The sequence below is a fragment of the Cupriavidus necator genome, from assembly GCF_016127575.1.
GTDB lineage: Bacteria > Pseudomonadota > Gammaproteobacteria > Burkholderiales > Burkholderiaceae > Cupriavidus > Cupriavidus necator_D.
In genome coordinates this window covers 2,660,630-2,686,859 of the sequence record NZ_CP066019.1, presented here as the reverse complement: position 1 = coordinate 2,686,859, position 26,230 = coordinate 2,660,630, and the positions used below count along the sequence as shown (strand labels likewise).

Below are 26,230 nucleotides of genomic sequence, written 5' to 3'. Positions count from 1 at the left end.
ATGGATGCCTACGACGCCGGACGGCGGTCACGCACCGTACACGGTGTTTCGATTGGGATCCTGATGCTCGACACGGGGTTCGAGCGGCTGCCCGGCGACGTCGGGCATGCCGCAACCTGGCCATTTCCGGTCCAGTATGCGGTCATGCGCGGCGCCGATGCGGCGGCGGCAGCCCGCGGCGACACCGAGGGGATGCTGGCAGCTCTGGTGGCCGGTGCAAGGGAGCTGGTGGCTACCGGGGTTGATGCGATTGCCACCAGTTGCGGCTTTTTGGCGCCGCTGCAATCCCGACTGGCGGCAAGCTGTGCCGTTCCGGTCGCTACCTCCAGCCTTCTGCAGATCCCGATGGTGCAGCAACTCCTGCCGGCAGGACGCCGCGTCGGGATCCTGGCGGCAACACGAGCGGGGCTCACCGGTGAACTGTTTCGTGCGATCGGCGTGCCGCCCGACCTGCCAGTCGAAGCGCTCGATGAAAGCAGTACATTGCTTCGCGACCATCGCGAGAACCGGCTGCGGGTAGATGGACCGGCTCATCGCCAGGAAGTGGCTGCGGCAGCGCGGCGCCTGCTGCAGCGGCACCCCGATGTGGGCGCTATCGTCTGCGAGTGTGCCAATTTCCCGCGACATTCCAGGGCCCTCCGCGAGGCCACCGGATTGCCGATTTTCGATGCGGTAACACTGGTCCACTGGCTGCACGCGAGCGTGAGCCCTGCCTGCTACGATTGACGCCATGTCCTGACCCCGGCGATGCTGCGGCAGACTGATACTGACAGTCTGCCGCAGAGCCGTTACTGCGGCTGGTATCCGGCCGCTTTCACCAACTGGGCATTGGCCTTCCTGCTGCCTTCCGTAACGCGCGCCATGTCATCCGGAGTGCCAGTGCTGGCGATGATGCCGGATTCGGCAACCCGATCCTGGAAGGCCCTCGATCCGACGACCTTGTTGATGGCTGTGTTGTACTTTGTCACCAGCGCCGGCGCGATGCCGGCCGGCGCGACGATGCCGATTGTCATGGCATCGCTCAGGCCGTTGACCCCGCGCTCGGCGTAGGTGGGGACGTCAAAGCCAGGCAGCCGTTCCGGTCCATCGACAGCCAGAAGCTTGAGCTTGCCGGCGCGGACGTGAGGCAGCGCGGCGGCCATTGCGCAGATCCCCGCGGGAATCTGTCCTGCCAGCAGGTCCTGCACCATCGGCGCATCTCCCTTGTAGGCAACGGCCTTGAGGTCCGCGTCGAAGGCCTTGTTCAGCAGCGAGATGGAGAACTCCGGCGCGCTCGCCGGTGCGGGAACGCCGACGTTGCCCCGGCCGGCCTTTGCTCTTGCCCATTGAGAAAAGGCCTTCAGGCTGTCGACTTCGGGCCCTACCATTTCCGGATTCACGACGAAGAAGTTCGGCATCGTCCCTACCAGGCCAACTGGAACGAAGTCCTTCTGGGGGTCAAATCCCGGATGGAGATTCGTAAAGGGAATCATGGCAGTGGTATGACTGTTGGTCAGGAACAGTGTATTGCCGTCGGGGCGGGCGGATTTGAGGACTTGTGCCGCGATTTGACCGCCGGCTCCTGGACGATTTTCCACAATGACTGGTCTCGCGATTTCTGCCTGCATGCCTTTGGCCAGCAGGCGAGCAACGACGTCGGTCACGCCGCCCGGCGGGAAACCGACGAGGATCCTGACAGGACCCTCCTGCGCCATACCGGTCTGTGCAGCGAGCGCCATGGGTAACACCACAAGACAGCGTGCCAACGAAGCGATGAATGGTTTCATGGGAGTTGATGTGGTTAGGAATTAGTCTCAGGCTGCACTTTGCCTCCAATGGAGGCAAAGTTGATTTGGAACCCGTTTCATGAGGAAACGGGTTCAGATTGCGAAAAGGCGCTTGAAGGACGGGCTGGTCGGGCGCGGCGCTGTTGCCGGCGCAAGCCTTTGCCAGCCGCCTCGGGTGCTTATCACCGCGCCGCTTTTCATGCCACGTACCCCATTTCCGAGTCGCGGTGGCGCGCGTCGCTGTCGCGCGCTTCGGCGCAGCCAAAGCCCGCCCCGCCGGGAACGTCGATGCGCAACACTTCGCCGGAGGGAACCGTCTGCAAGCCTAACGACTTGAGGGTCTCGCCGGTGGTGAGGCCAACCCATCCCGGTGCCCCGTCCATGCCGCCATTGCGGCCTCTCGCGGGGTTGCGCACACGGTCAAAGAGACCGAAGAACTGGAATGAAGTGCCGTCACGGGTGGACACTTCCACGCGCTGACCCAGGCCGCCTCGCCATTTGCCGGCGCCTCCCGATCCGGGCAGCAATTCCTTTTTCCATATGACGATGGGAGCAACGCTTTCGCAGATTTCCACTGGGATGGAACGGATGCCGCTTGGGAAGCAAGTTGCGGAGAGCCCGTCGCTGTTCGGACGCGCACCTGATCCGCCGGAGTTGAAGAACAGGATTTCGAATCCCTGCGGTTGCTCGCTGGTACCCTGCCCACGCAACTGGAGGCCCCAGTTGCATGCCGCACCCTCTGCCGGCACGCGGTCAGGCATCGCAGCGGCAAGCGCGCCCAGAACGACTTCCGGCAGGAACTGCCCGATGATATGTCGTGCGCAGACCGGGGCCGGGCGCTCCACATTGAGAATCGAGCCCACCGGGGCATTGACCTCGACCAGCGCAAGCGAACCGGCATTGTTGGGAACGGAAGGCGCGACCGCCGCCCGGACCCCAAAGGAGGCATAGGCCCGCGTGTAATTCAGAACCAGATTGATGCCACGCTGACTGGCGCCGGAAGTGCCATCGAAGGTCACTGAAACGCCATCCTCGGCAATTGTGACCTGGCACTCGATATGCACTGGAGTATCGTAGCCATCGAGCTCCATGCTGTGGTGAAACGTACCACGCGGCAGTTTCTCTATCGCTGCGCGCATGCCGGCGGCGGAGCGCTCGCAAACAAAGGCGCTTATCCTTTCCAGTCCCGCTTCACCCAGCTCATCCAGCGTTGCCACCAATCGCCTGCCGCTGCTCTCGTTGGCGGTGACGTAGGAAAGGATGTCGCCAATCACTGCCTCGGGTTGACGCACATTGACTCGCACCATCTCCAGAAGGTCTTCATTCAGCTGGCCTTTTCGCGCCAGCTTGAGCATTGGAATCTGAAGGCCTTCTTCATATACCGATTTTGCATCCGGCCCCATGCCAAGGCCGCCGATGTCGACCTGATGGCAGGTGCAGGCAAAGAAGCCGATGGGCCGGCCAGCCTGAAATACCGGAGACAACACAGTAATGTCGTGCAGGTGCCCCGAGGCAAGCCACGGGTCATTGGTAATGAAATGGTCGCCTTCGCTCATCTCCGCGAGCGGGTACTTCTTCAGGAAGTGCACCGTGCATGCGGCAAGGGAGTTCACGTGGCCTGGTGTTCCGGTAACCGCCTGAACGACAAGGCGTCCCTGCAAATCGAAGAGTCCGGCTGCCAGGTCGCCGGCTTCTCGTACGGTCGGCGAGAATGCGGTCCGCATCATGGTGCGTGCCTGCTCTTCAACCAGGGCATTGAGTCGGTCCCACAGGACTTGCAGGCGGATACTGGCAGGCATTGCGGCCGAGGCGACAGTAGTGCCCTGGGCACCCAGATCCTGATTGCGCAGGAGCTGGAGTTCGCCAGTCGACCCCAATGCAAAGGTAAAGCCCAGCGGGACCACGACTGTTGTTTCGTTTGTCGCAAGCAGAGCCGGCGCCGGTAGGGGATCCGTCCGCTCGAGTTCCGCGATGCGATGAACCGCGTAGCTTTCCCAGGTTCTCGCGCCCTGGTCGAAGGCATCGCGGAATCCGGGAGACGCTGCTCCCATCGACCTGGCCGCGGGTGGGTGCCCAGGCATCGGAGCGGGGGTCGCCTGGACCTCCGAGGCTTCAACGCGGATGGTCCAGCCGAGGATCTCGACCTGCCCCGCTTCGACCGTGCGGCCGTAGGATGCGTGGTAGGCCGCCTCAAAGGCCTGCCTCAGGGATTCGCCGTCACCAGCCTGGAACCGCCGGGACGGCAACTGGACACGAATCTCGTGGCCCTGGCCATGGTAGCGCATCCAGGCCATGCGCTGTTCTGTCATGGGTTGCGTCGAGGCAGCTCGGCGAACCAGCTGGCGCAGGTCTGCGATGAGGGCATCGGCGATGGCATTGGCCGAATCGGGATCGAACTGCGCCGTGCAAAGAAGGACGCTGCGGGTGGCTTCGAAAGAGACAGGCGCCCGGAGAAAGCCCAAGGCCGAGCCCACACCTGCCCCGACAGGGACGATCACATGGTCCAGCCCGAGTTTGGCGGCGAGTCGAGCCCCATGGAGCGGGGCCATGCCGCCAATAGCGATCAGCGTTCGGCCATCCAGCCCTTTGCCGACTTCCACCGCGTGTTCGCGCACTGCGCTCGCCATGTTCTCATCGACAATTTCACAGACGCTCCAGGCGGCATCCTGGGCCGACATGCCGAGCGCGTCGCCCAGTCGTTCATACGCACGCTGGGCCGCGCCTCGATCGAGCTTCATCCTGCCGCCGCCGAATTCGTCGGGGTCGATTCTGCCCAGCAGCAGGTGCGCGTCCGTGACCGTGGGTGCTGTGCCGCCTCGGCCATAGCAAGCCGGCCCTGGCACCGAACTGGCACTTTCAGGTCCCACCTGCAGCCGACCGAGCGTGTCCCGGTGTGCAATGGAGCCGCCACCGGCGCCGATTTCAGCCAGTTCGATGACCGGGAAGCGCAGCGGAATGCCGCTTCCGGCCTTGAAACGGGCGATACGCGCGACTTCCATTGCGCGCGCAGTCTGGGGCACGCCATTATCGATAAAGCAGAGCTTCGCTGTCGTCCCGCCAATGTCGACGAGCAGCGCACGATCCAGCTTGAGCGTTCGCGCAACATGGGCGGCGAGAATGGCTCCGCCTGCCGGCCCTGATTCGAGCAAGCGCACCGGAAAGCGTCGCGCTACTTCGGCTTCACACAAGCCGCCATTGGAGAGCATCAGCATCAATGGCGCGGCGATGCCAAGAGTCTCCATTTCGCGCTCAAGGCGCTCCAGGTATCCCGCCATGACGGGCTGGACGTAGGCGTTCGCGCAAACCGTGGCAAAGCGTTCGTACTCGCGGATTTCAGGCGCGACTTCGCAGGAGAGGGAAACGCGTATCCCGGGACGCCATGCGCGCAGCAGTTCCGCGGCCCGACGTTCGTGTTCCGGATTGGCAAAGCTATGCATGAACCCAATCGCGACAGCTTCCACCTTTGCTGCATCAAGCGTCGGCAATAGTTCTCGCAAGCCCTCCTCATCCAGGGGAAGCAGGATCTTGCCATCTGACGCCAGGCGCTCCCGCACCGTCAGCCGCAGGCAACGTGGGACGAGCGGCTCTGGCTTTTCCACATAGAGGTCATAATGGTCGTACCGGCTTTCGTTGCCCATTTCCAGGGTATCGCGGAATCCCTCTGTGGTAAGGAACGCGATGCGTGCGCCACGACGCTCGATGACCGCATTGGTCGCCAATGTGGTGCCGTGCACGAGGGTCTTGACATCAGCCGGCTGAAGGCCCGCTGCAGCCAGTATCTGGCGGGTGCCTTCCACAACTGCAACTTCTGGTGCGTGGGGCGTTGTAAGTACCTTGAGGAAGTGGTGACGCACGGCACCATCGTGAAAAACCTCAAGTGCGAAATCGGTGAACGTACCGCCAATGTCTATACCCAGCCTGGCCATTTCTTGAAATACTCCTCGCAGTGACGTACGGAGGTATTTCTCGATTGAGACGGGAGATATAGCCTCGGCGTACCGTTACTTGATCAATACAATGCATTGCCGATCATTGTATGAACCGAGGTTTGCCGGAGGAGTATTGATTCGGCGGAACATTGAGGATTGCGGAACTAACGTACTGGGAGTGCCGTATCCAGCATGTCTGCCCGGTGGAGCCATATCATGGCTGCTCTGCTCAGGGCCGGGTACCGGCCAGCCATGCCAAAGGCGGAAGTGAGCCCTTGGACGGTCTTTCATCGCTCGCTGCAGAGGGCTGCGCGCAACCAGGTGCCCCTCAGCGCGGCTGGAGCGCGCGAGTTCTTTCGACCGTGCCGGTTTCCCGTGAAGATCTGCTATGGCATGCGTACGGCTTGGCCGATCCTGCTCATTCGACCGTGGCTCCGGACGCCTTTACGATGTCCTTCCACTTCAGATAGTCGCTTTGCACAAGCTGGGAGAATTCTGCTGCGGACATGGACTTCGCTTCCGCGCCCTGTTCGTTGATGTTATGGATGACGGCTGGCTTGGCCATTGCCTTGTTCACTTCCACGCCAATGCGTTCCACAACGTCCTTCGGTGTCTTCGCAGGGGCGAAGAGTCCATACCAGGAACTGACGTCAACCTGCTTGTACCCGCTCTCGGCGACGGTGGGTACTTCGGGCAAGGCGGAACTACGCGTCGCTGAGGTGACGGCCATGGCCCGCACCTTGCCCGACTTGATCTGCGCCAGGGCCGATGGGACTGACGAGATCATGATGTTCACATTCCCGGCCATGGTGTCGACCAGCGCAGCGTTGGAGCCTTTGTAGGGGACATGCAAGAGCTTGATGCCGGCGGCATGGCCAATGATCTCGGCGGCAAGATGGGCTGTGGTGCCGTTGCCCGGCGACGCGTATGTGACCGTGCCAGGTGATTTCCGAGCGGCCGTCACCAGATCCTGGAACGATTTGTAAGGCGAATTCTTAGGCGTGACGATAACCAGGGGGACGTAGGCGACATGAGCGATCGCCACGAGATCCTTGCGCGGGTCGTAGGTCACGGCTTTGTTCACCCATGGCGCGACCACGACATTGTCCTTCTGCCCCATCACGATGTCGTATCCAGTCGGGGCGGCCTTGACCACATCGGATATACCGATTGTCCCGCCGGCACCAGGCTTGTTGTCTGGGACGAACGTCCACTTGGTGGTCTGAGACACCTCGTTTGCGACGATGCGAGACAGGATGTCCGTGCCGCCACCAGGCGGAAAAGGGATAACCAACCGGATTGGCTTGGTTGGCCATGTTGTTTCTGCATGGGCCGCGGAAGTTCCCGCCATCACGCCACACATGAGCAGAAATGCTGCAGTCATTCCCTTCTTCATCCTTGTCTCCTGTTCTCGATATCTCTGAACCAGCCTGAACGTCGCCAGGCTTCTACGGTCACGAATGGATTGCGTCACCATGCTGGGTATCACGTGGCGGCAGGGTCAATCCATATGGGCAGCCGCCGGTTGGGCGAGCCCGGGCCCGCGGTGCTTGGCCACGATGGCATCCACGTCGCTTGCGGCACAACCGGCAGATTCCAGAACCTCACGGGTGTGCTCGCCAATGCGCGCGATTGGCATGCGAGGCTGTAGCCGTGCGCCATCCAGCGAGAACGGCAGCAGGGGAACTTCGGTGGTGCTGCCGTCATCGACCTGAAGCTTCGCCAGCCCGCCACTCTCTTTGAGATGCGGGTCGTCGAAGAGCTCTTCGGGACGGGTGATCTCAGCAAACGGTATGTTGCCTGCTTCAAAAGCAGCCGTCAGCATTTCGGCACGGAAGGCCTTCAGCGTTTCTCCAAGCGTCGGCAACAGCCAATCTCTTGCCAGTACCCTGTCGTTGTTGGAAAGCAGGCGCTGGTCCTCAAGGAGATCGTTCCTGCCGATGATGTGGCAAAGCGTCCGCCACTGGGCGTCTCCCGTGGCGGCAATAAACATCTGGTGACCGTCCGCCAGCTGGAACACATCGTAGACTGCCCAGGCACTGATCCGTGCCGGCATCGGGGCCGCAGGTTGTCCGGTCACGGCGTACTGCTGCATATGCTGCGCAGACAGGAGGACGCAGTTCTCGAACAGGCCGGACTGAACCTCCTTGCCTGCGCCGGTGGCGTTGCGTTCGTACAGGGCAGCCAGGACGCCGATTGCGCCGAACATGCCACCCATAATGTCATTGACTGAACTGCCAGCTCGTAAAGGGCGTCCGACCGGGCCCGTCATGTAGGCTAGCCCCGCCATCATCTGTACAACTTCGTCGAGAGCGAGACGTTTCTCGTATGGTCCGCTAAGAAAGCCTTTGTGCGAGACATAGATCAGCTTCGGGTTGCGCTTGCGAAGCGTTTCATAGTCCAGGCCGAGAGCCTTCATCCGCCCGGGCTTGAAGTTCTCAAGAAAGACGTCGGCGCCGTCAATCAGCTTCAGCAAGGCTTCCATGTCCTTGTTTTCGCTCACCTCGACTGCGATGCTCTTCTTGTTTCGGTTGAATGCCCGAAAGAACCCTGCGCCTGCCCCCAGTAACCGGCGAGTGCTGTCACCCTTGGGCGGTTCGACCTTGATTACCTCCGCCCCTAGATCAGCAAGGATCAGTCCGCATGCCGGACCCATGACCATGTGAGTCATTTCAATGACTCGAATTCCGCTCAGCGGTAGACGTTGCGCTGCCGAAGTGCTTGCGCTACTCATTTATGTGCTCCGAATGCGCCGAGCTTTTGGGGAACTGCTCCCTGCTGCCGCCCGGGGCAAGCTCAAATTCCCACAAACGCTCAGGGGTCAGAGCTTGCCTCCACGGGGGGCCTGCAGCAATCCCATTCCGACGATGGCAGCCATCGTCCTACGCGATGGTCGAACCGGCGGCCCCCGCTTGCCGTAACCTTGCCGGGATTTCCCTAGGGCAGTGTTCGCGTCAAATGCGCAAGAAATCGGTTCGCAGCGGAAGAGAGTTGGTCGGCGTGGCGAACACAAATGACGAATTTTCGTGTCGCCCACGCATCGATCAACTTGATTACGCAGAGATCGTAGAGCGGCTGGTACTTTTCTACGGCTTCTGCAGGCAGCACGGCAAGGCCTAGATTTAGGTGAATCAGCCGACACGCCGCGTCGAACGTAGTGACATTGGCCCGATACCTGATGGTCCGCCTGTTCTCATATGCAACTCTGCGGGTAAGCGCATGCAGGGCGACGTTGGGTGCGAAGCCAATATGCTCGTAGCCGAGCGTGTCCGCAAAAGATACCTCGCTCCGGCTCGCCAGAGGGTGGCTGCGATGCACGACGACACAGAAGTGATCCGCGCGGAATGGCAGCATTTCTACTTCCCGTTCCGCCACAAAGTCACGACAGATGCCAATGTCTGCGCTGCCCTCGGCAATGCCTCTGACGATCTCCGAACTTGCGCGTTCCTCAAGAACTACGTGAATGTTCTCGTGGGTCTGCAGAAAGGACGCGATCTCTTCAGGCAGAAACTCAACGATGGAGGAAATGTTCGCAAGAACCCGGACCAGGCCCCGGACTCCAGAGGAGAACTCGCTCAGGTCGGATTGCATTTGTTCAACACCCTGCATCAGGTGCCTGGCATGCCGAAGAAGGATGTCTCCCGCCGGCGTGGGGTTCACGCCACGTGAGCTGCGGATCAGTAGTTGCGTGCCGAGTGCGCGCTCAATATCGGCCACACGCTTGCTCACTGCTGCCGCAGCCATGCCCTCTCGCTCGCTGGCACGGGCGATGCTGCCTTCCTCACAGACCGCGATGAAGAGCCGAAGAGTGACGGGATCCGGTTGCCACATTATTGAAGAATCCTGAGCGTCAGGTGAATGAGAAAACGGAAGCCTCAGGGATGTGCTTGCCGCTGGCTGTCCAGCGAATCATTGCACATCTTGCGCGGCGGTAGCGTTGGCCCTCCGGTACAACGGACTATCAGAGCGTGTCGGCATGCAGGAAAGATCCTCGCGCAGCTGCGTTCAGGGAAGTGACGGCGTGCGAGGCCGGATGACGCGTCTAACGACGAAACACCCCGGGCCCGCCGCGGCGGCGTCGGACGCTTTCCGTCATCGCCGATGGTTTGGCCGGAGGATCGCCAACTGCTCCCGAATCGCGCGCTCATCAGTGGGGACGAGGCAGTACGCAAGCCCGATCCGACTGATCAGGGCGATGACGCTGTCCAGGGAAGCGACGGAGGGGCCGTGGCACTCGGCATAGCGCTGATACGGCTCTGCCAGCAAGTCGCGCCACATCGGCGCGATGTTCTCGAGGATGTAGGTGAAGACTTCCGACGTTGCGCCCTTCGCCAGATAGGTGTGGTGGAAGCCACCGTTGTGCCGGTCGAGGTAGCGCACGGAGAAGCATACGCATTCCTCGAGGTAGGTCTCGAAGTTATCCTCGAACGCGCCCAGGCTGCGTCGCATCTCTTCGAAGAACGCAGCGTTCTCGGCGCTGATAACCGCAACTGTCGGCTCATGTGCACCCTCGTGAGATTCGAGGCCGGATCTCTTGTCCTGTCCAGGGAAACGGCCCCGTGGTCATTTTCTCATGCCATGGCACAAATATCCAATTTGTGCCATTAGCTGGCGCACATTCAAGATTATGTGTCATAGCATGGCGCGATCGAACCAGATGCCGTTGGCACGAGCATGCGCAGCGAGGAACGGCGCTCCGCTTCGGCGCCGCCAACTCAGGGATGGGCTAGCGCCTCAGTTCAGCACGCCGTACGCACGCGCTTCAAAGATAGCCTGCGTGCGCGTCTTGACCGCCAGCTTCTTATAGATGTTCTTGACGTGCGACTCGATGGTCAGCCGCGACAGTGACAGTGCGTCGGCGATCTCGCGGTTGGTCGACCCCTTGTTGATGAAGACGAGGATCTCGGTCTCGCGTGCGCTGAGCAGCGGCTTTACGCTTCCCGTCGGTGAAAGCCTGGTCTCGGCGGGTGCGGCCTTGGGTACCAATGTCGTGAGTAGCCGCTTGGCAATGGACGGATCGATCGGCGTGCCACCGCGCAGCGCGCCCCGCAGGCACACCGTCAGCTCGATGTCGTCGCGCTCCTTGAGCAGGTAGCCGGTGGCGCCGGCGATCAGCGCGCCGACGATTTCCGTGTCCGTGCCCGGTGATGCAATCACGACGATGGGCAGATCCGGGGCACGCTCGCGCAGGCACCGGATCAGCTCGATGCCACTGCCATCGGGCAGGCTGGTGTCGACCAGCGCCATGTCGAACGGACCCTGATCCACCAGCGCGCAGGCCTGCGCGATGGTGCCCGCGAACGAGAGCGCGCCGGCCGCGTAGTCGAGCACGGTGAGGATCCCGCAAAGGCGCGTCAGCATCGGGCTCTCGTGCCCGACCAGCAGCAGTTGGCCACGCATGACGTTTCGGCGGCTATCGGAGAGCGTCGCGTTCGTTGGCATGGAGAAAGGCATGGGGGCTGGTGCGACCAGGGATGCGAGCTGCATGCCCGGTCGGGTGCAGTTCAGATGATCAGCGGCGCTGATTTCACCATCGGACCCGCAGTGATGCAATACGGCAACTGTCGTATGCGATTGACATGGCTGACCCCTTTCTCGTTCTGGTTTGACCCTTGGTAGCGGCGCATGCCACGGTATTACATGGCATGCAGCTGGGCCTTGGGTAGAAGTAAAGCCCAATCAGGCGGTTTTTCCTATACCTGAAATCAGGCAGAGGCTGCTGCCGCGTTGGGGCAAGCCATCTCCCCCGAATGAGGCTGGGGGCCAGCCAGGCAGGTTTGCGATACCGCGCGGCGCAACCTCGGGCGGTAGCCCTGCTGATCAAAATACCAATTCTCAGGGATTGTGCCCGACCTCACCGTCACCTTAAATTCCGCTTGAATTTGCGCGCCGCAACTAGAAACACAGCAAGGGTCAACGATGGAACGGCGCGCAAAGACAAGGTGCCTTCGTCGTGCCGCAGCACGCCATGCGCGAGCCGGCTGGCGCGGAGCCACCAGCGGGGTCGAGCGCGTGCAGCCTGCTGCCTGCGCACTGCGCCAGGTAGGAACGGGTAACAAAAAGTGGGTTTGCCAGCGAGGGCATCCGTCTTCCGCAGCCGCCATGCCGGCCCTGCGGCGCGATGCGCTTCGACCTTTTTCGGACCGGTTGCGCCGGCCCGGGGGACTGGTTTTGCCTTCAGCACGGGCTGCCGTGCGAAACCGATGATTTGACCGGACACATTCGAGTCCTTCCGGAGAGTTCCATGTCCAATAGTCTGCAGAAGTGGGTAGGGCGAAATCGCCCGCCTCGGGTCCAGATTTCATATGACGTAGAGGTCGGTGACGCGGTCGAGAAGCGCGAGCTGCCCATGGTGGTCGGCCTGCTGGCGGACCTGTCCGGGCAACCGGCAGTGCCGCCGCCCAAGCTCAAGGAACGGCGCTTCATCGAGATCGACCGCGACAACTTCGACGGGATCATGGGCAAGATCGCGCCGCGCCTGGAGTTGTCCGTGCCCGACACCATGAAGGGCGACACCAATCTCAAGGTCGAACTGCGCTTCGACAAGTTCAGCGACTTCCATCCCGAAAGCCTGGTGGCACAGGTGCCGCGCCTGGCCAAGCTGCTGGAAGCACGCCAGCAACTGCGCGACCTGCTCGGCAAGCTCGATGGCAACGACGAACTCGACGTGCTGCTCGAGCGCATCGTCAACAACGCCGATGAGCTCAAGCTGGTGCGCAGCGAAGCCGACTCCGGCGCCGCGGCGGCACAGCCGGAAACCGGAGACGCCACGCCGGCATGACGCGGCGGCGGGCGCGGGCATCGAGGCCCGCAGGACGCAACGAATTCACAAAGGGTGAACCAGATGGCAAAGAACTCCGCAGCGGACAACGCGAGCGCCGAATCAAAGGGGAGCACCACGGCCGCAGCCGAGCGTGAACTGACGCTGCTCGACCGTATCGTGCAGGAAGGCAATATGGCGGTGGAGCCGTCGCAGAGCGGCTATGCCAGGAAGCTGATCGGCCAGCTGGCCTCGCAGATCCTTGACGAGGGCATGCGCACCAGCCCGGACAAGAGCCTGGTGGCAACCATCAACGAGCGCGTGGCCGAGATCGACCGCCTGCTGAGCGACCAGCTCAACGCGATCATGCACGACCCCGCGTTCCAGGCGCTGGAAGGCGCGTGGACCGGCCTGCACGACATGGTCTACGGCACCGAGACCGGCACCAGCCTGAAGCTGCGCCTGCTCAACGTGACCAAGGCCGAGCTGCTGAAGGATCTTGAAACCGCAGTCGACCACGACATGAGCGTGCTGTTCAAGAAGATCTACGAAGAAGAGTACGGCACCTTCGGCGGCCATCCCTACACGCTGCTGATCGGCGACTACAGCTTCGGCCGCCATCCGCAGGACGTGGCGCTGCTTGAGCGGATATCGAAGGTGGCAGCCGCCGCCCATGCACCGTTCATCACCAGCGCGGCGCCGAGCCTGTTCGACCTGCGCGCTTTCACCGAGCTGGGCGTGACGCGCGACCTGGCCAAGATCTTCGAGAGCGCGGAGCTGGCGCAGTGGCGCGGCTTCCGCGAAACCGAGGATTCGCGCTATGTGTCGCTGGTGCTGCCGTCCTACGCGGCGCGCCTGCCTTACGGCGCCAGAACCAATCCGGTCGAGAGCTTCAATTTCGAAGAAGACGTCGACGGCACCGACCACAGCAAGTACCTGTGGGCCAACTCGGCCTACCAGCTGGGCCTGCGCATCACCGACGCGCATGCCAAGTACAACTGGTCGACCGCCATCCGCGGCGTTGAAGGCGGCGGCAAGGTCGACGGCCTGGTTGCGCATACCTACAAGACGGATGAAGGCGACGTCGCGCTCAAGTGCCCGACCGAGGTCACCATCACCGACCGCCGCGAGAAGGAGCTCAACGACCTGGGCTTCATCGCCATCGTCAATGCCAAGGGCTCGAACAGCGCCACCTTCTTTGGCAGCCAGACGGCAAACAAGCCCAAGGTCTACAACAAGGACCAGGCCAACGCCAACGCGCAGTTGTCTGCCCGGCTGCCGTATGTGCTGGCGGCTTCGCGCTTTGCGCACTACCTGAAGGTGATCATGCGCGACAAGGTGGGCAGCTTCCAGACGCGCGGGGACGTGGAGCGCTACCTGAACAACTGGATCGCCGACTACGTGCTGCTCAATCCCTCCGCGACGCCGGAGGCCAAGTCGCGCTTTCCGCTGAGCGCCGCGCGCGTCGACGTGACCGAGGTGCCGGGCAAGCCCGGCGCCTACCGTGCCACGTGTTTCCTGAAGCCGCACTTCCAGATGGAAGAACTGACCGCATCGATCCGCCTGGTTGCAGACCTGCCGGCAGCGGCAGCGTAGACCGGCAGACTCGCATCCCGGCATCCCCGGACATAACGGAACTGAGAGAGCACAGACACCATGGACACCATCATTCTCGACATCCCCGAGATCAAGGGCAGCAACAAGCAGCAGACTGGCCGTGCCGCCGAGCGCATCCAGATCTATTCGTTCTCGCACGGCGTGGCGATGGCCGTGACCAATGACCCGGCCAACTCGAAGCGCACCTCGGGCAAGGCGCAGTTCCAGAGCATGACGATGTCAAAGAAGACCGACCAGGCCACGCCCGGCCTGTACGCCGCGTGCGCCGCCGGCAAGTCGCTCGGCGATGTGAAACTCGAGATCGGACGAACCGAAGACGGTGCGTTCCGCTCGGAGATGACCTACACGCTGAGCGACGCGATCGTCGAGTCCATCCAGACCGCTGGCGGCATGGGCGATTCCTCCGACACGTTCACGCTCGACTTCACCCGCATCACCGCGTTCTTCACGCAACAGAAGGGCGACGCGCAGAAGGAAGGCACGGCGGCGTTCGGCTGGGACCTGGTGGAGAACATGGCCTGCGCAGTGTCCGCGCCGCCGGAGCCGCAGAAGAAGGCGGCGTAAGCGGGGCTGCACATGTCCGTCATCGTCACCGGGTCGCCGATGCCGCTGTTCGAGCGGCTGTCGGCGGGTGCGAACGCCCCCTCGGCGCAGTTGCTCCAGGGCGAGCCACTGCGCCAGTCGGTGGCGCGCGAGCTTGCCCGGCTGCTCAATACGCGCTCGCGGCTGACGGCGGCGCAGTTCCTGGAGTCGGACGGGACCGTGCTCGACTACGGTGTGCCGGACTTCTCCTTCCGCTCGTTCCAGTCGGTGCCGGACTGCGACGCGATTGCGGCGCTGGTTGCGCATGCGATCGCGATGTTCGAGCCGCGCCTGCGCCAGGCGCGCGTACGCTTTGCCGAGCGCGACACCCCGCGCCCGGTCCTGGTGATCGACGGCGAGTTGCCGCTGGGCGCCGCGCCGGTGCGCGTGGCGTTCGAGCTCGCCGCGGCAGGCCAGGCCGCTGACCCGCGCTGGGGCGATCATGGCTGAGGGCATCGCAGACGGTGCCGGCGACGGCGGCATCCTGCCGTACTACAAGCGCGAGCTTGCCTACCTGCGCACGGAAGGCGCCGCGTTTGCCGAGCGCTATCCCAACGTGGCCGCGCGCATTGCGCTGCATGGCACCGAATCGCTCGACCCGCATACCGAGCGCCTGATCGAAGCCACCGCCTATCTGGCGGCGCGCGTGCATCGCGACCTGGACCAGGTGTTCCCGCAAGTTGCCGCGGCGCTGCTGGAGAACGTGTGCCCGTCGCTGGTGCAGCCGGTGCCGTCGATGACGGTGGTGCAGTTCGATCTCGACGCGGCCCAGGGCAAGGTGACCGCCGGCTACGCCGTGCCGCGCCACACCGGCCTGCATGCATGCACCGAGGGCGGCGAGATGTGCCGCTTTCGCACGGCGTGGGACACGACGCTGTGGCCGCTGGCGGTCACGCACGCGCGCATGACCGATGACAACGGCCTGCGGCTGACGCTTGAATGCGCCGACGGCGTCGATTTCTCCGAGCTCGAACTGGGAACGCTGCGCATCCATCTGCACGGCGACTGGATGGTGACCGTGCCGTTGTATGAACTGCTGGTCACCAGCGTGGCCGGCGTCAGCGTCGAGCCGCCAGATGGCCCGCCGGCGTGGCTGCCCGCCAGCGCGTGGCGCGAGGCCGGCTACGGCCCCGGCGAGAACGTGCTGCCGCAGCCGCCGCATGCGCAGCCGGCCTACGGGCTGATGCAGGAGTATTTCGCCTTCGCGCGCAAGTTTCACTTCTTCGACCTGGACCTGCCCGCCGGCCGGCTCGGCAAGGGCCGCAGCTGCGACGTGGTGCTGCGCCTGCAGCGCAGCGCACCCGGGCTGGGCCGGCTGCATGCCGGCATGTTCCGGCTTGGCTGCGTGCCGGCGATCAACCTGTTCTCGCAGACCAGCGAGCCCATCATGATCGACCACCGGCACTATGAGTACCGGCTGGTGGCAGACCAGCGCCGCGAGGCGATGACCGAGATCCATTCGATCCGGTCGGTGGTGCTGTCGGATCCGGCCAGCGACCGCTCGCTGGCGGTGCCGCCGTTCGCGGCGGCCACCGACGACCCGGCCGAAGGCGAGCTGTTCTGGCACGCGCGCCGCGAGCCGACCTTGCGGGCCAACCTGTCCGGCACCGACATGTATCTCAGCTTCATCGATGCGGGCAACGTGCAGCGCCTGCCGGCGGCACCCGTGGCGTACGCCAACGTGCTGTGCACCAATCGCCGGCTCGCGGAGCAGGTGCCGGTGGGTGCGCGCATGGTGCTGGAGGATGTGTCGCAGTACGCGCAGGTGCGCTGCCTCTATGAGCCGACCGTGCAGCGCAATCCGCCCATGGGCAGCGAGACCTTGTGGCCGCTGATCTCGCTGCTGACGCTGCACCACGGCACCCTGGCCGGCGGTGGCACCGGGCGCCATGAGGTGCAGCAGATGCTGCGGCTGTTCGCGGGCGACGGCCACCGCCAGCAGGACCAGGTGCGGGGCATCCGCAGCGTGCGCGCGCGCGGCGCGGCCGCGCACGTGGGCACCGAGGCCTGGCGCGGCTACTGCCGTGGCACCGAGGTCTCGATCGAGTTCGATCCCGATGCCTTTGTCGGCGGCTCGCCGCTGCTGCTGGGAGCGGTGCTGGCGCGCTTCCTTGCGCTGTATGCCTCAGTCAATTCCTTCGTGCGGCTGGTCGTGCGCCGCGGAGACGAGATATGGAAGCAATGGCCCGCGATGACGGGCAGCCAGCAGCTGCTTTGATCGACCGCCTGGCGTCCAACCCGGCCGGCTTCGACCTGTTCCAGGCCATCAGCCTGATCGAACGCGCGGTGCCGGGGGCTCAGCCGGTCGGCCGCGGCAATGGCGCCGGGGAGGCGGTGCGCCTGCGCGGACTGGTCTCGCTGGCCTTCCAGCCGCGCGACATCGGCGCGGTGCACGCGTCCGCTGAAGGCGCTGGCCGGGGCGGGCGCCCGTTCACGCTGACGACGCCCGTGATGTCGCTGGCGGGGGCAGGCGGGCCGCTGCCGCTCGCATACACCGAGATGCTGCTCGAACGCCGCGCCGCGCGCGACCCCGCGATGGGCGACCTGCTCGACAGCTTCAATCACCGCTTCCTGTCCTTCCTGTATCGCGGCCGGCGCAAGCACTCGCCCGCACTGGGCGGCCAGCGCCCGACCGGCGGCACGCTGGCGGCGTGCCTGGATGCGCTCAGCAACCTCGGCTTGCAGCGTGGGCCCTCAACCGCCAATGCACCCGCCGGCGCGGCGCCGTGGCTGCGCCATGCCGGGCTGCTGGGCGCGGCGCCGCGTTCGATGGCGGGGTTGCTGGCCATGCTGGGGGACCGTCTCGGCCTGGGCGTGAGCGGGACGCAGTGTCTCGGCGGCTGGCTGCCGGTTGAAGCCAGCGATGCCGTGCGGCTCGGCGGACGCGGTGCAGCCGGGGGTATCACGCTCGGCGGCGGTGCGGTGCTGGGGCGGCGCACCTGGGACCAGGCCGCCGGCATCCGGCTTGATGTGCAGGTGCCCGGAGCCGAGCGCCTGCGGGCCTTGCTGCCCGGCGGGCGCGACCACGCGCTGGTCGCGGCGCTGGTGCGCGCCTATGTGCCGCAACCGCTCGATGTGCGGCTCGCGCTCCATCTCGGCACGCGCCAGCCCGCGGGGCTGGGGCTCGGTGCGCGCCTGGGCTGGACCGCCTGGCTGGCCGGCGGCGCCCAGGCACGGCCCGCGCCGGTGCAACTGGCGTTGCGAGCGCACGCATCCTGACCGGCACAAACATGGACATCGATATCCGCACGCTGCTCAGCCGCCTCAATCCCGAGTGCCGGCACGCGATGGAGCAGGCCGCCCAGCTTTGCGTCCGGCAGACGCACTACAGCGTCGACGTCGAGCACCTGCTGCTGCAATTGCTGGAAGGCGGCGCCACGGACCTGCAGGCGATCCTCGCGCACTTCGACCTGGCGCCCGCGCAGGTGGTGTCGCAGCTGCAGAAGGCGATCGACGGCTTCAAGCGCGGCAACGGCCGCACGCCGGCGCTGTCGCCTAACTTCTCGCCGCTGTTCCAGGAGGCCTGGCTGCTCAGTTCGATGCTGCTCGGCGAGCAGCAAGTGCGCGCCGGCACGCTGCTGCTGGCACTGCTGGAGGTGGAAAGCCTGCGCGGCATGCTGCTGGAATCGGCGCCGGCGCTGCTGCGGATTCCGCGTGCGGCGCTGCGCGAGGCCCTGCCCGCGCTGCTGGGGGCATCCGCCGTTGGCGGCGGGCCCGGAACCGATGCAATCCCGGCAGCGGCGGCCACGCCAGCGTTCGGCATGCCGCAGCGCGGACCCGGCAGCGGGCAGGCATCGGCGCTGGAGCAGTTCACTGTCGACCTGACGGCGCTGGCGCGAGCCGGAGCGATCGATCCGGTGCGCGGGCGCGACAGTGAAATCCGGCAACTGATCGATGTGCTGCTGCGCCGCCGCCAGAACAACCCGATCCTGACCGGCGAGGCCGGCGTGGGCAAGACCGCGGTGGTCGAAGGCTTTGCCCAGCGCATCGTCTCCGGCGACGTGCCGCCGGCGCTGCGCCAAGTGTCGGTGCGCTCGCTGGACCTGGCGTTGCTGCAGGCCGGCGCCGGCGTCAAGGGCGAGTTCGAGAACCGGCTCAAGTCCGTGATCGCCGAGGTGGCGGCCTCGCCGGTGCCGGTGATCCTGTTTATCGACGAAGCGCACCAGCTGATTGGCGCCGGCGGCAGCGAAGGGCAGGGCGATGCCGCCAACCTGCTCAAGCCCGCGCTGGCGCGCGGCGAGTTGCGCACCATTGCCGCGACCACCTGGGCCGAGTACAAGAAGTACATCGAGCGCGACCCAGCGCTCGCGCGCCGCTTCCAGATCGTCAAGGTGGACGAGCCGGCCGAGGCCGCGGCCGTGGACATGCTGCGCGGCATGGTGCGCAAGCTTGAAGCGCACCACGGCGTGGAGATCCTCGACGACGCCGTGCGCGACGCGGTCAAGCTTTCGCACCGCTATGTCTCGGGCCGGCAGTTGCCCGACAAGGCCATCAGCGTGCTCGACACCGCCTGCGCCCGCGTGGCGGCCGCGCAGAGCGGCGTGCCCGAGGCGATCGAAGCGCTTGGGCGCTCGATCGAAAGCGCCGAGAACCAGCTGCGCATCCTGCGCCATGAGGCGGCCACCGGCACCGGGCGCGCCGACGAAATCGCTGCCGTCACGCGCCAGCGCGACGAAGCCCGGGCGCAGCACGCGCGGCTCAGCGACAAGCTCGCCACCGAGAAGCTGGCCGTCGAGGAAATCCTGGCCTGGCGCCGCCGGATCGCGGCGTTCCTCGAGAAGGAGAGCCAGGCCGAGGCCGGTGCCGACGGTGTGGCGAGGCATGAGGACGACGACAACGCCGACAGCGCGGAGTCGCTTGGCGCCAGTCTCGCGCGCCTGGAAAAAGGCCTGGAGGCGGTGCAGAACGATGAGCCGATGGTGCCGGTATGCGTGGACTCGGCCGCAGTGGCCGAGGTCATTTCGGGATGGACCGGTGTCCCGGTCGGCCGCATGCTGGCCGACGAACTGCACACGGTGCTGTACCTCCAGGACAAGCTCGGCGAGCGCGTGGTGGGCCAGGACGAGGCCCTCGACGCGATCGCGCGCCGCATCCGCACGTTCCGCGCCGATCTCGATGACCCGGGCAAGCCGGTCGGCGTGTTCCTGCTGGTCGGCCCGAGCGGCGTCGGCAAGACCGAGACCGCGCATGCGCTGGCCGACCTGCTCTACGGCGGCGAACGCAACATGATCACGGTCAACATGTCGGAGTTCCAGGAGGCCCACAGCGTGTCGGGCCTGAAGGGCGCGCCGCCGGGCTATGTCGGTTACGGCCGGGGTGGCGTGCTGACCGAGGCGGTGCGCCGCCGCCCGTACAGCGTGGTGCTGCTCGACGAGATGGAGAAGGCGCATCCCGACGTGCTGGAGCTGTTCTTCCAGGTCTTCGACAAGGGCGTGATGGAAGACGGCGAAGGCGTGCCGATCGATTTCCGCAACACGGTGATCCTGCTGACCTCGAACGCGGCGCAGGACGTGATCACCGAGGCCTCGCGCGGCGGCCGGCGCCCGCCGCCGCAGGAACTGGTCGAGAAGCTGCGCCCGGCGCTGCTCAGGCAGTTCAGCCCGGCGTTCCTGGCGCGCCTGGTGCTGGTGCCGTACTACCACCTGGGCGATGCGCAGATCCGCAATATCGTCGACCTCAAGCTGGCGCGGCTGGCGCAGCGCTTTGCGCGCAACCACAACGCGCGCCTGAGCTGGGACGAGGCGCTGGCGCAGGCGATCACGCAGCGCTGCACCGAGGTCGACAGCGGCGCGCGCAATGTCGACCATATCCTGACCCAGTCGGTGCTGCCGGAACTGGCGCGGCGCGTGCTGGAGCAGCTGTCGATCTCGGAGCCGTTCGGCGGCGTGCATCTCTCGCTCGACACCGGCGGCGGGGTGGCGTTCCGCTTCCTGCCGCAAGCGGGGTGCTGACGCATGATCCCGACACAGGCCACCCAGGCCGGCAGCTTCGCGACCCTGGCCACGCCGTTTGGCGGCGACGTGCTGCTGCTCGACGGCTTTGCCGGGCGCGAGGCGCTGTCCGAGCTGTTCCGCTTCAGCCTGCGCATGCGCTCGGCGGACAAGGCGCTCGACGCGGGCCGCATCGTGGGCCAGCGCCTCACCGTCACGCTGCAGCACCCGGGCGGCGCGCCCCGCTACCTGAACGGCATCGTCACGCGCTTTGCCCACGCCGGCGCCGACCACAACCATGGCTTCTACACCGCGGAACTGGCGCCGCGGCTGTGGCTGCTGACCCTCGGGCGCGACCGCGCCATCTACCAGAACCTGTCCGCGCCGCAGATCATCCGCCGCGTGCTGCAGTCCTTCGACGTGGCGTTCGAGGCCCGCATCACGGAAACGCGCTACCCGATGCGCGAGTACTGTGTGCAGTACGACGAAAGCCCGTTCGACTTCATCTCGCGGCTGATGGAGGAGGAAGGCATCTTCTACTTCTTCACGTTCGCGGACGGCGCGCACACCATGGTGCTGGCCGACAGCCCGTCGGCCCACCCGCCCGGCGCGCACTGCGCCGACCTGGCGATGCACGACATGGAGCGCCCGCAGGCCGGCGCGGCACGGATGCTCGCCTTCGGCATGGCGCGCCAGCTTGGCGCCGCGACGCAGGTTCTGGCCGACTACGACTACCTGCAGGCCCGGACCTCGCAGGGCACCGCCCAGGCCGGCGCGGCGCCGGTGGCGCAGCAGTACGTGTTTCCCGGCCGGCACAAGGATGCCGCCGACGCCAGCCGCAAGGCCGCGATCCGGGCCGGCGCGCAGCAGGCCCAGGCGCAGACGGGCATGGGCGAGAGCGCGTGCCACCACCTGGCCGCGGGCATCCGCTTCACGCTGCACGGCCACGTCGATCCCGCGCTCGATATCGCCTACGTGGTGCGCGCGGTGGAGCATGCCTGGAGCGGTGATGCCTATGGCAATACCGTGTCGGTGTTGCCGCTGTCGGTGCCATTCCGCGCGCCGCTCAGCACGCCGCGGCCGCTGGTCGCCGGCACGCACACCGCGACCGTGGCCGGGTCCCAGGGCGAAGAGATCTGGACCGATGCGCATGGCCGTATCAAGCTGAAGTTCCACTGGGACCGTGCGCCCGGCGCCAACCAGGACAGCTCATGCTGGGTCCGCGTGGCGCAGGCCTGGGCCGGCGCCGGCTGGGGCCACCTGTTCCTGCCGCGCATGGGGCAGGAGGTGGTGGTCAGCTATGTCGATGGCGACCCGGACCGGCCGCTGGTGACCGGCAGCGTCTACAACGGCCAGTCCGGCGTACCGGTGCCGCTGCCCGCCATGCAGACGCAGAGCGTGATCCGTTCGCGCGCATCGAAGGGCGGGTCGGCCGGCAATGAGCTGCGCATGGAAGACAAGGCTGGTGCCGAGGAGCTGTTCCTGCGCGCCCAGCGCGCCATGACGGTTTCGGTGGCAGACACCTTGTCCACCATGGTGGAGGCGGGCGGCGAATCGCACCTGGTCAAGGCCGGCGACCTTGCGCTCGAAGTGCGGTCCGGCAATGAAACACACAAGGTGAGCGGCACGCGCCAGGTCAAGGCGGACGGCGACGAGACCCACACCAGCGGCGCGGCGTTTGCGCACGACGTTGGCGGCAACTACAAGCTCACGGTGGCCGGCAACCTGGTGATCGAGGTCGGTGGATCGATCGCGTTCAAGGCGGGAACCTCGCTGCAGTGCGAGGCCGGCACCACGTTGAGCAGCAAGGCCGGTACCACCCTGAGCAACGAAGCCATGATGGTCCGGCAGAAGGCGTCGGCCGCGCAGACGGTGGAAAGCGGCGGCATGCTCGAGCTCAAGGGCGCCCTGGTGAAACTGAACTGAGCCGCGGAACAGAGCCATGACTTTAGCTGCCCCGACGCCGCCCGATCCAGGACCCGCCATGGCCGAAGCTTATGACGGCGATGGCCGCCTGGTGTCGCGCGTGCCGCTGGCCGGCGGGCGCCCCCACGGCAGGTTCGAGTGCTTCCATCCGGATGGCTCGCTGCGCCTGGATGCCGAATACGAACATGGCGAACTGGCGGGGCTGCTGCGTGCCTATGCCGCCGATGGCAGCCTCGAATACGAAGCGCATTATGCCGGCGGCCGCCTGCACGGCACCAGCGCCACCTACCGCAACGGCCGGCTGGAGACGCGCCAGCTGTACGCCGACGGGCAGCTCGCGGGAGAGAGCGTGTGCTACGCGCCGTCCGGCGAGGTGACCGCGCGCTGCGTCTACCGGCAGGGCCGGCTCGAGGACGAGGCCGTCTATGCGCATGAGGGCGCGGTGGTGCGCCGCAGCCGCTACCGCGCCGGCAGGCTCGAGGGCGAGACCCGTGAGTACGGCGCCGGCGGCACGCTGGCGCAGTCGCTGCCGTACCGCAACGACCTGCTGCACGGCATGGCGCGCAGGTTCGACCCGGAAGGCGAGGTCATCGCCGTGCGCAGCTACGCCGACGGCAATCCCCGCGGCGACTGGCAGGCGATCGCACCCGCCGATGGCGAGGAGGGCGCGGCAGTGCCCGCCGGCTTTGCACAGCGTCTCGAACGCTGGCTGAGGGGTTAGCCATGGCCTTGCAGGTCACCATGGGCGCGACCATGCAGTGCAGCTTCGGGCTGGCGCCGTCCAGCCTGGTCGTGCTGCCGCTGGGCCGCGTGCTGGCCGGCACCGGTGCGGCCAGCGTGATGGACCACCTGCCGATGGTGAACATCCCGCCCTTCGGCATGTGCAACTGCCTGGGCAACCCGCAGGTGGCCGCGGCCACCGCCGCGGCGCAGGGCGTGCTGACACCGATGCCCTGCGTGCCGGCGACGTCGGCGCCGTGGCTGCCGGGCGCGCCGACCGTGCAGATCGGCGGCGCGCCGGCGCTGCAGGACAGCTCGAAACTGATGTGCGCATGGGGCGGCGTGATCCAGATCGTCGCGCCGGCGCAGGCCACCGTGATGACCCCCTGATGACCGCCGAGGCAAGCATGACCTACGTATTCTCGATGAGCTCGCGCATGGTGACAATCGCCGTGACCTGCGCGGTGCTGCTGTGTGCGCTGTTGTTCCTGATGGGCGTGGAGATCGGCGCCCGCCTGGGACGGCCTGGCGTACTCCAGCGTGCGGACACCGCACCCATGGCCGTGGCGCCCGCGGCCCCGGCCACTGCCACGCTGCCCGCCGCCACCCAGGCGCCCGCCATTGCCGTTGGCCTTGCCGCGGCTCCAGGCGCGCCCTCGACTCCCTGAAACATGAACCGTTTGACGCCATGTCGCTGACTCCCGTCCCTGATTCCCGCCGCGCGGCAACACGCGCGTGGCGCTGGCTGGCGCGCGCCCTCGCGGGCGCCGCGCTTGCCCTGCCGGCCGCTGGCCATGCGCAGGCCACCTACACGCCGGCACCGGCCCACCCGGCGGCATCGTTTGCCGCGCAGGGCGGGTTGCCGGAAGGCGCCCCTGCGCCAGTCTCCACACCGAACGGACTGGTGTTGATGCCTGACGGACGCCTGATGGCGCCGGAGTTCGCCCGCATCGCCAGCCGCGGCGAACTGGTGGTCGCGGTGCTGAAGGTGGACCAGCCCCCGTTCTTCCAGGAGCGCAACGGCGAGCTGAGCGGGCTCGATATCGACCTCGCGCGCGAGCTTGCGCGCAAGCTCAACGTGCGGGTGCGCTTCAACCGCGACGCCACCACCTTCGACGGGGTGGTCAAGCTGCTGGCGCAGGGACAGGCCGACGTGGCCATCAGCAAGCTGTCGCGCACGCTGCCGCGCATGCAGATCATCAGCTTCAGCACACCTTACCTGCGGCTGAACCGCGCGCTGCTGCTCAATCGCGTCAAGTTCGCTCAGATGGCACGCGGCCGGCCGGTGCCGGAGGTGATCCGCGCCTATGACAGCTCGATTGGCGTGGTCGGAAATTCGTCGTACTCGGAGTATGTGGTGAACAATTTTCCCAAGGCCTACGTCACGGCTTATCCAACCTGGGATGAAGCCCTGAAGGCGCTGAACGACGGCCGCGTCGCCGCGGTGTACCGCGACGAGTTCGAGGTCAAGCGCGTGCTCAAGGCGGATCCGACCGCTGCGCTGCGCCTGCGCGTGGTGACGCTGCAGGATCTTGAGGACACGCTGGGCATCGCCGTCAACGTGTCGGCGCCGGCGCTGCTGGGCTTTGTCAACCAGTTCCTCGCCGAGCGGCCCAAGCGGCTCGAGGTGGCGGACGTGCTGCAGGCGGCCACGCGATGAGCGCGCCCGCCATGAAGCCGGGCGCGGCCCAGGCACAGCGCGCCGCGTCCATGAAGCTGGATGCCGGCAAGCTCTACGCCATTGCCCTCAATCCGTGGGTGGTGATCGGCAGCCTGGCGCTGGGCGGCGCCACCGGGCTGCTCTGGCCCGCGCTGGCCCGGCACCTGGGCGTGGTGGGCGATGTCTACGTGGACCTGCTCAAGATGACCACGCTGCCGTTCATGGTGTCGGCGGTGATCTTCAGCCTGCAGCGGCTGTTCCGCGATGGTGGGGCCTCGCGGCTGATGATCCGCGTGGTGACGGTGTTTGTCGGCGCGTCGCTGTTGGTGGCGCTGGTGTCGGCACTGGTGCTGATCGTGATGCGCCCGGGCAGCAACCTGTCGAGCGCCACCATGGAGACCTTCGGCGCGATGGTGGGCAGCGATGCCACGTCCAGCGATACGGTGATGAACCTCTACGGCGAGGATATCCAGGAGAAGTCGCTGAGCCTGTCCGAAGTCCTGACCAGCCTGATCCCGACCAATATCTTTGCCGCGCTCGCCAACGGCGACGCCCTCAAGGCCCTGGTGTTCGCGCTGATGTTCGGCCTGGCCGTGGGGCGCGTGCCCGAGCGCATTTCCATCGGGCTGAGCCTGTCGCTGGAAACGGTCTACCACGCCTGCCAGAAGCTGATGCACTGGCTCAGCTATCCGCTGCCCGTGATCCTGTTCTGCATGAGCGCGGCGCAGCTGGGCAAGTCCGGACTGGAGCCGCTGCAGGCGATGATGCAGTTCGTGCTGGCGTTCTCTATCGCGTCGGTGCTGCTGCTGGCACTGGCCGTCGGGATCATCTGGAAGCGCTCCAGCCAGAGCCTGGGCGCCACGCTGGACGCGCTGCGCTCACCATTTGCGCTGGCGCTGGCCACGCGCAACAGCGCGGCCTGCATGCCCAGCATGATCGAGTGCCTGGTCGACCGGCTCGGCTTTGCCCGGGTGCGCGTGGAACTGCTGGTGCCGCTGGCGATCTCGCTGCTGCGCGTGGGGCCGATGGTCTATTACGTCTGCGCCACGCTGTTCATCGCGCAGCTGTACGGCCATCCGCTGGGCCTGGTCGATATCGCCACGGTGCTGCTGGCCTCGGTGCTGGCGGGCTTTGCTTCGGCCGGCATGACGGGCCTGGTGATCGTTTCGCTGGTCGGCATGACCTGTGCCTATCTTGGCCTGCCATTCGAGGCCGCATTCATTCTCTTCCTTGCCGTCGACCCGGTCTGCGACATGCTGCGCACGCTGATCCTGGTGGTCGGCAATACCGCGGCGGTGTCGGTGATCTGCCCGCGGCCGCTGAAGCTTTAGGGTCGGCTC

At 65.8% G+C, this 26,230-nt stretch carries 21 protein-coding genes; 14 read left to right on the top strand and 7 right to left on the bottom strand.

All coding sequences use genetic code 11. The features are described 5' to 3' along the window. Nucleotides 1-726: an aspartate/glutamate racemase family protein gene (locus I6H87_RS31050; RefSeq protein WP_041688238.1), complete on the top strand. Its 726-nt coding sequence runs from the start codon at nucleotides 1-3 to the stop codon at nucleotides 724-726. Nucleotides 727-788: 62 nt separating this feature from the next. Here the strand turns inward: I6H87_RS31050 and I6H87_RS31045 are convergent, their stop codons facing one another. From I6H87_RS31045 to I6H87_RS31015, 7 genes are all read right to left on the bottom strand, one after another. Further along, nucleotides 789-1,766, bottom strand: a complete 978-nt coding sequence (locus I6H87_RS31045) for a Bug family tripartite tricarboxylate transporter substrate binding protein (protein WP_136227889.1) — start codon at nucleotides 1,764-1,766, stop codon at nucleotides 789-791. Between the two features lie 197 nt (nucleotides 1,767-1,963). Next, complete coding sequence (locus tag I6H87_RS31040; protein ID WP_011617873.1) at nucleotides 1,964-5,692, bottom strand: hydantoinase B/oxoprolinase family protein; 3,729 nt, start codon at nucleotides 5,690-5,692, stop codon at nucleotides 1,964-1,966. A gap of 421 nt (nucleotides 5,693-6,113) precedes the next feature. Then, the gene (locus I6H87_RS31035) at nucleotides 6,114-7,091 is read right to left on the bottom strand and encodes a Bug family tripartite tricarboxylate transporter substrate binding protein (protein WP_011617872.1); all 978 of its coding nucleotides are present in this window, start codon (nucleotides 7,089-7,091) and stop codon (nucleotides 6,114-6,116) included. A 105-nt stretch (nucleotides 7,092-7,196) separates the two neighbouring features. Continuing rightward, nucleotides 7,197-8,429, bottom strand: coding sequence for a CaiB/BaiF CoA transferase family protein (locus I6H87_RS31030; protein ID WP_011617871.1), 1,233 nt, complete (start codon nucleotides 8,427-8,429; stop codon nucleotides 7,197-7,199). A gap of 203 nt (nucleotides 8,430-8,632) precedes the next feature. Next, the gene (locus I6H87_RS31025) at nucleotides 8,633-9,526 is read right to left on the bottom strand and encodes a LysR family transcriptional regulator (RefSeq protein WP_011617870.1); all 894 of its coding nucleotides are present in this window, start codon (nucleotides 9,524-9,526) and stop codon (nucleotides 8,633-8,635) included. Between the two features lie 261 nt (nucleotides 9,527-9,787). Beyond that, nucleotides 9,788-10,144 carry a hypothetical protein gene (locus tag I6H87_RS31020; RefSeq protein WP_011617869.1) on the bottom strand — a complete coding sequence of 119 codons (357 nt, stop codon included), beginning with the start codon at nucleotides 10,142-10,144 and terminating at the stop codon, nucleotides 9,788-9,790. A 285-nt stretch (nucleotides 10,145-10,429) separates the two neighbouring features. Next, nucleotides 10,430-11,095 carry a LuxR C-terminal-related transcriptional regulator gene (locus I6H87_RS31015; RefSeq protein ID WP_231881469.1) on the bottom strand — a complete coding sequence of 222 codons (666 nt, stop codon included), beginning with the start codon at nucleotides 11,093-11,095 and terminating at the stop codon, nucleotides 10,430-10,432. Between the two features lie 844 nt (nucleotides 11,096-11,939). On the opposite strand from I6H87_RS31015, the gene tssB reads away from it, so the two are divergent. The 13 genes from tssB (at nucleotide 11,940) to I6H87_RS30950 (ending at nucleotide 26,221) form a co-directional block, all read left to right on the top strand. Then, entirely contained in the window at nucleotides 11,940-12,476 is a 537-nt protein-coding gene (gene tssB / locus I6H87_RS31010; protein WP_011617867.1) for a type VI secretion system contractile sheath small subunit, read from the top strand. A 63-nt stretch (nucleotides 12,477-12,539) separates the two neighbouring features. Beyond that, nucleotides 12,540-14,051, top strand: coding sequence for a type VI secretion system contractile sheath large subunit (gene tssC / locus I6H87_RS31005; RefSeq protein ID WP_010810735.1), 1,512 nt, complete (start codon nucleotides 12,540-12,542; stop codon nucleotides 14,049-14,051). Between the two features lie 60 nt (nucleotides 14,052-14,111). Continuing rightward, nucleotides 14,112-14,636 (top strand): Hcp family type VI secretion system effector, encoded by a 525-nt coding sequence (locus I6H87_RS31000; protein WP_010810734.1) that lies wholly within the window; start codon nucleotides 14,112-14,114, stop codon nucleotides 14,634-14,636. A 12-nt stretch (nucleotides 14,637-14,648) separates the two neighbouring features. Continuing rightward, nucleotides 14,649-15,104, top strand: a complete 456-nt coding sequence (tssE, locus tag I6H87_RS30995) for a type VI secretion system baseplate subunit TssE (RefSeq protein WP_011617866.1) — start codon at nucleotides 14,649-14,651, stop codon at nucleotides 15,102-15,104. Next, complete coding sequence (gene tssF / locus I6H87_RS30990; RefSeq protein ID WP_011617865.1) at nucleotides 15,097-16,872, top strand: type VI secretion system baseplate subunit TssF; 1,776 nt, start codon at nucleotides 15,097-15,099, stop codon at nucleotides 16,870-16,872. The genes tssE and tssF overlap by 8 nt, the downstream gene beginning before the upstream one ends. Beyond that, on the top strand, nucleotides 16,827-17,873 hold the full coding sequence (gene tssG / locus I6H87_RS30985; RefSeq protein ID WP_010810731.1) for a type VI secretion system baseplate subunit TssG: 1,047 nt from the start codon (nucleotides 16,827-16,829) through the stop codon (nucleotides 17,871-17,873). Before tssF ends, tssG begins: the two co-directional genes overlap by 46 nt. Nucleotides 17,874-17,884: 11 nt before the next feature. Beyond that, nucleotides 17,885-20,605 carry a type VI secretion system ATPase TssH gene (gene tssH / locus I6H87_RS30980; protein WP_011617864.1) on the top strand — a complete coding sequence of 907 codons (2,721 nt, stop codon included), beginning with the start codon at nucleotides 17,885-17,887 and terminating at the stop codon, nucleotides 20,603-20,605. 3 nt (nucleotides 20,606-20,608) lie between these two features. After that, on the top strand, nucleotides 20,609-22,510 hold the full coding sequence (tssI, locus tag I6H87_RS30975; protein WP_011617863.1) for a type VI secretion system tip protein TssI/VgrG: 1,902 nt from the start codon (nucleotides 20,609-20,611) through the stop codon (nucleotides 22,508-22,510). 58 nt (nucleotides 22,511-22,568) lie between these two features. Beyond that, on the top strand, nucleotides 22,569-23,231 hold the full coding sequence (locus tag I6H87_RS30970; protein ID WP_011617862.1) for a toxin-antitoxin system YwqK family antitoxin: 663 nt from the start codon (nucleotides 22,569-22,571) through the stop codon (nucleotides 23,229-23,231). Nucleotides 23,232-23,233: 2 nt separating this feature from the next. Next, the gene (locus I6H87_RS30965) at nucleotides 23,234-23,620 is read left to right on the top strand and encodes a DUF4280 domain-containing protein (protein WP_011617861.1); all 387 of its coding nucleotides are present in this window, start codon (nucleotides 23,234-23,236) and stop codon (nucleotides 23,618-23,620) included. Nucleotides 23,621-23,637: 17 nt separating this feature from the next. Continuing rightward, nucleotides 23,638-23,898: a hypothetical protein gene (locus I6H87_RS30960; RefSeq protein ID WP_011617860.1), complete on the top strand. Its 261-nt coding sequence runs from the start codon at nucleotides 23,638-23,640 to the stop codon at nucleotides 23,896-23,898. A gap of 20 nt (nucleotides 23,899-23,918) precedes the next feature. Next, nucleotides 23,919-24,890, top strand: a complete 972-nt coding sequence (locus I6H87_RS30955; protein WP_010810725.1) for a substrate-binding periplasmic protein — start codon at nucleotides 23,919-23,921, stop codon at nucleotides 24,888-24,890. Nucleotides 24,891-24,940: 50 nt separating this feature from the next. After that, the gene (locus I6H87_RS30950) at nucleotides 24,941-26,221 is read left to right on the top strand and encodes a dicarboxylate/amino acid:cation symporter (RefSeq protein ID WP_371258367.1); all 1,281 of its coding nucleotides are present in this window, start codon (nucleotides 24,941-24,943) and stop codon (nucleotides 26,219-26,221) included. The last annotated feature ends 9 nt before the right edge of the window (nucleotides 26,222-26,230 follow it).

Bases quoted from the DNA above. Each gene is read 5' to 3' on its own strand.
- I6H87_RS31050 (WP_041688238.1), top strand. From the start codon at position 1: ATGGATGCCTACGACGCCGGACGGCGGTCACGCACCGTACACGGTGTT.
- I6H87_RS31045 (WP_136227889.1), bottom strand. From the start codon at position 1,766: ATGAAACCATTCATCGCTTCGTTGGCACGCTGTCTTGTGGTGTTACCC.
- I6H87_RS31040 (WP_011617873.1), bottom strand. From the start codon at position 5,692: ATGGCCAGGCTGGGTATAGACATTGGCGGTACGTTCACCGATTTCGCA.
- I6H87_RS31035 (WP_011617872.1), bottom strand. From the start codon at position 7,091: ATGAAGAAGGGAATGACTGCAGCATTTCTGCTCATGTGTGGCGTGATG.
- I6H87_RS31030 (WP_011617871.1), bottom strand. From the start codon at position 8,429: ATGAGTAGCGCAAGCACTTCGGCAGCGCAACGTCTACCGCTGAGCGGA.
- I6H87_RS31025 (WP_011617870.1), bottom strand. From the start codon at position 9,526: ATGTGGCAACCGGATCCCGTCACTCTTCGGCTCTTCATCGCGGTCTGT.
- I6H87_RS31020 (WP_011617869.1), bottom strand. From the start codon at position 10,144: ATGCGACGCAGCCTGGGCGCGTTCGAGGATAACTTCGAGACCTACCTC.
- I6H87_RS31015 (WP_231881469.1), bottom strand. From the start codon at position 11,095: ATGCGTGGCCAACTGCTGCTGGTCGGGCACGAGAGCCCGATGCTGACG.
- tssB (WP_011617867.1), top strand. From the start codon at position 11,940: ATGTCCAATAGTCTGCAGAAGTGGGTAGGGCGAAATCGCCCGCCTCGG.
- tssC (WP_010810735.1), top strand. From the start codon at position 12,540: ATGGCAAAGAACTCCGCAGCGGACAACGCGAGCGCCGAATCAAAGGGG.
- I6H87_RS31000 (WP_010810734.1), top strand. From the start codon at position 14,112: ATGGACACCATCATTCTCGACATCCCCGAGATCAAGGGCAGCAACAAG.
- tssE (WP_011617866.1), top strand. From the start codon at position 14,649: ATGTCCGTCATCGTCACCGGGTCGCCGATGCCGCTGTTCGAGCGGCTG.
- tssF (WP_011617865.1), top strand. From the start codon at position 15,097: ATGGCTGAGGGCATCGCAGACGGTGCCGGCGACGGCGGCATCCTGCCG.
- tssG (WP_010810731.1), top strand. From the start codon at position 16,827: ATGGAAGCAATGGCCCGCGATGACGGGCAGCCAGCAGCTGCTTTGATC.
- tssH (WP_011617864.1), top strand. From the start codon at position 17,885: ATGGACATCGATATCCGCACGCTGCTCAGCCGCCTCAATCCCGAGTGC.
- tssI (WP_011617863.1), top strand. From the start codon at position 20,609: ATGATCCCGACACAGGCCACCCAGGCCGGCAGCTTCGCGACCCTGGCC.
- I6H87_RS30970 (WP_011617862.1), top strand. From the start codon at position 22,569: ATGGCCGAAGCTTATGACGGCGATGGCCGCCTGGTGTCGCGCGTGCCG.
- I6H87_RS30965 (WP_011617861.1), top strand. From the start codon at position 23,234: ATGGCCTTGCAGGTCACCATGGGCGCGACCATGCAGTGCAGCTTCGGG.
- I6H87_RS30960 (WP_011617860.1), top strand. From the start codon at position 23,638: ATGACCTACGTATTCTCGATGAGCTCGCGCATGGTGACAATCGCCGTG.
- I6H87_RS30955 (WP_010810725.1), top strand. From the start codon at position 23,919: ATGTCGCTGACTCCCGTCCCTGATTCCCGCCGCGCGGCAACACGCGCG.
- I6H87_RS30950 (WP_371258367.1), top strand. From the start codon at position 24,941: ATGAAGCTGGATGCCGGCAAGCTCTACGCCATTGCCCTCAATCCGTGG.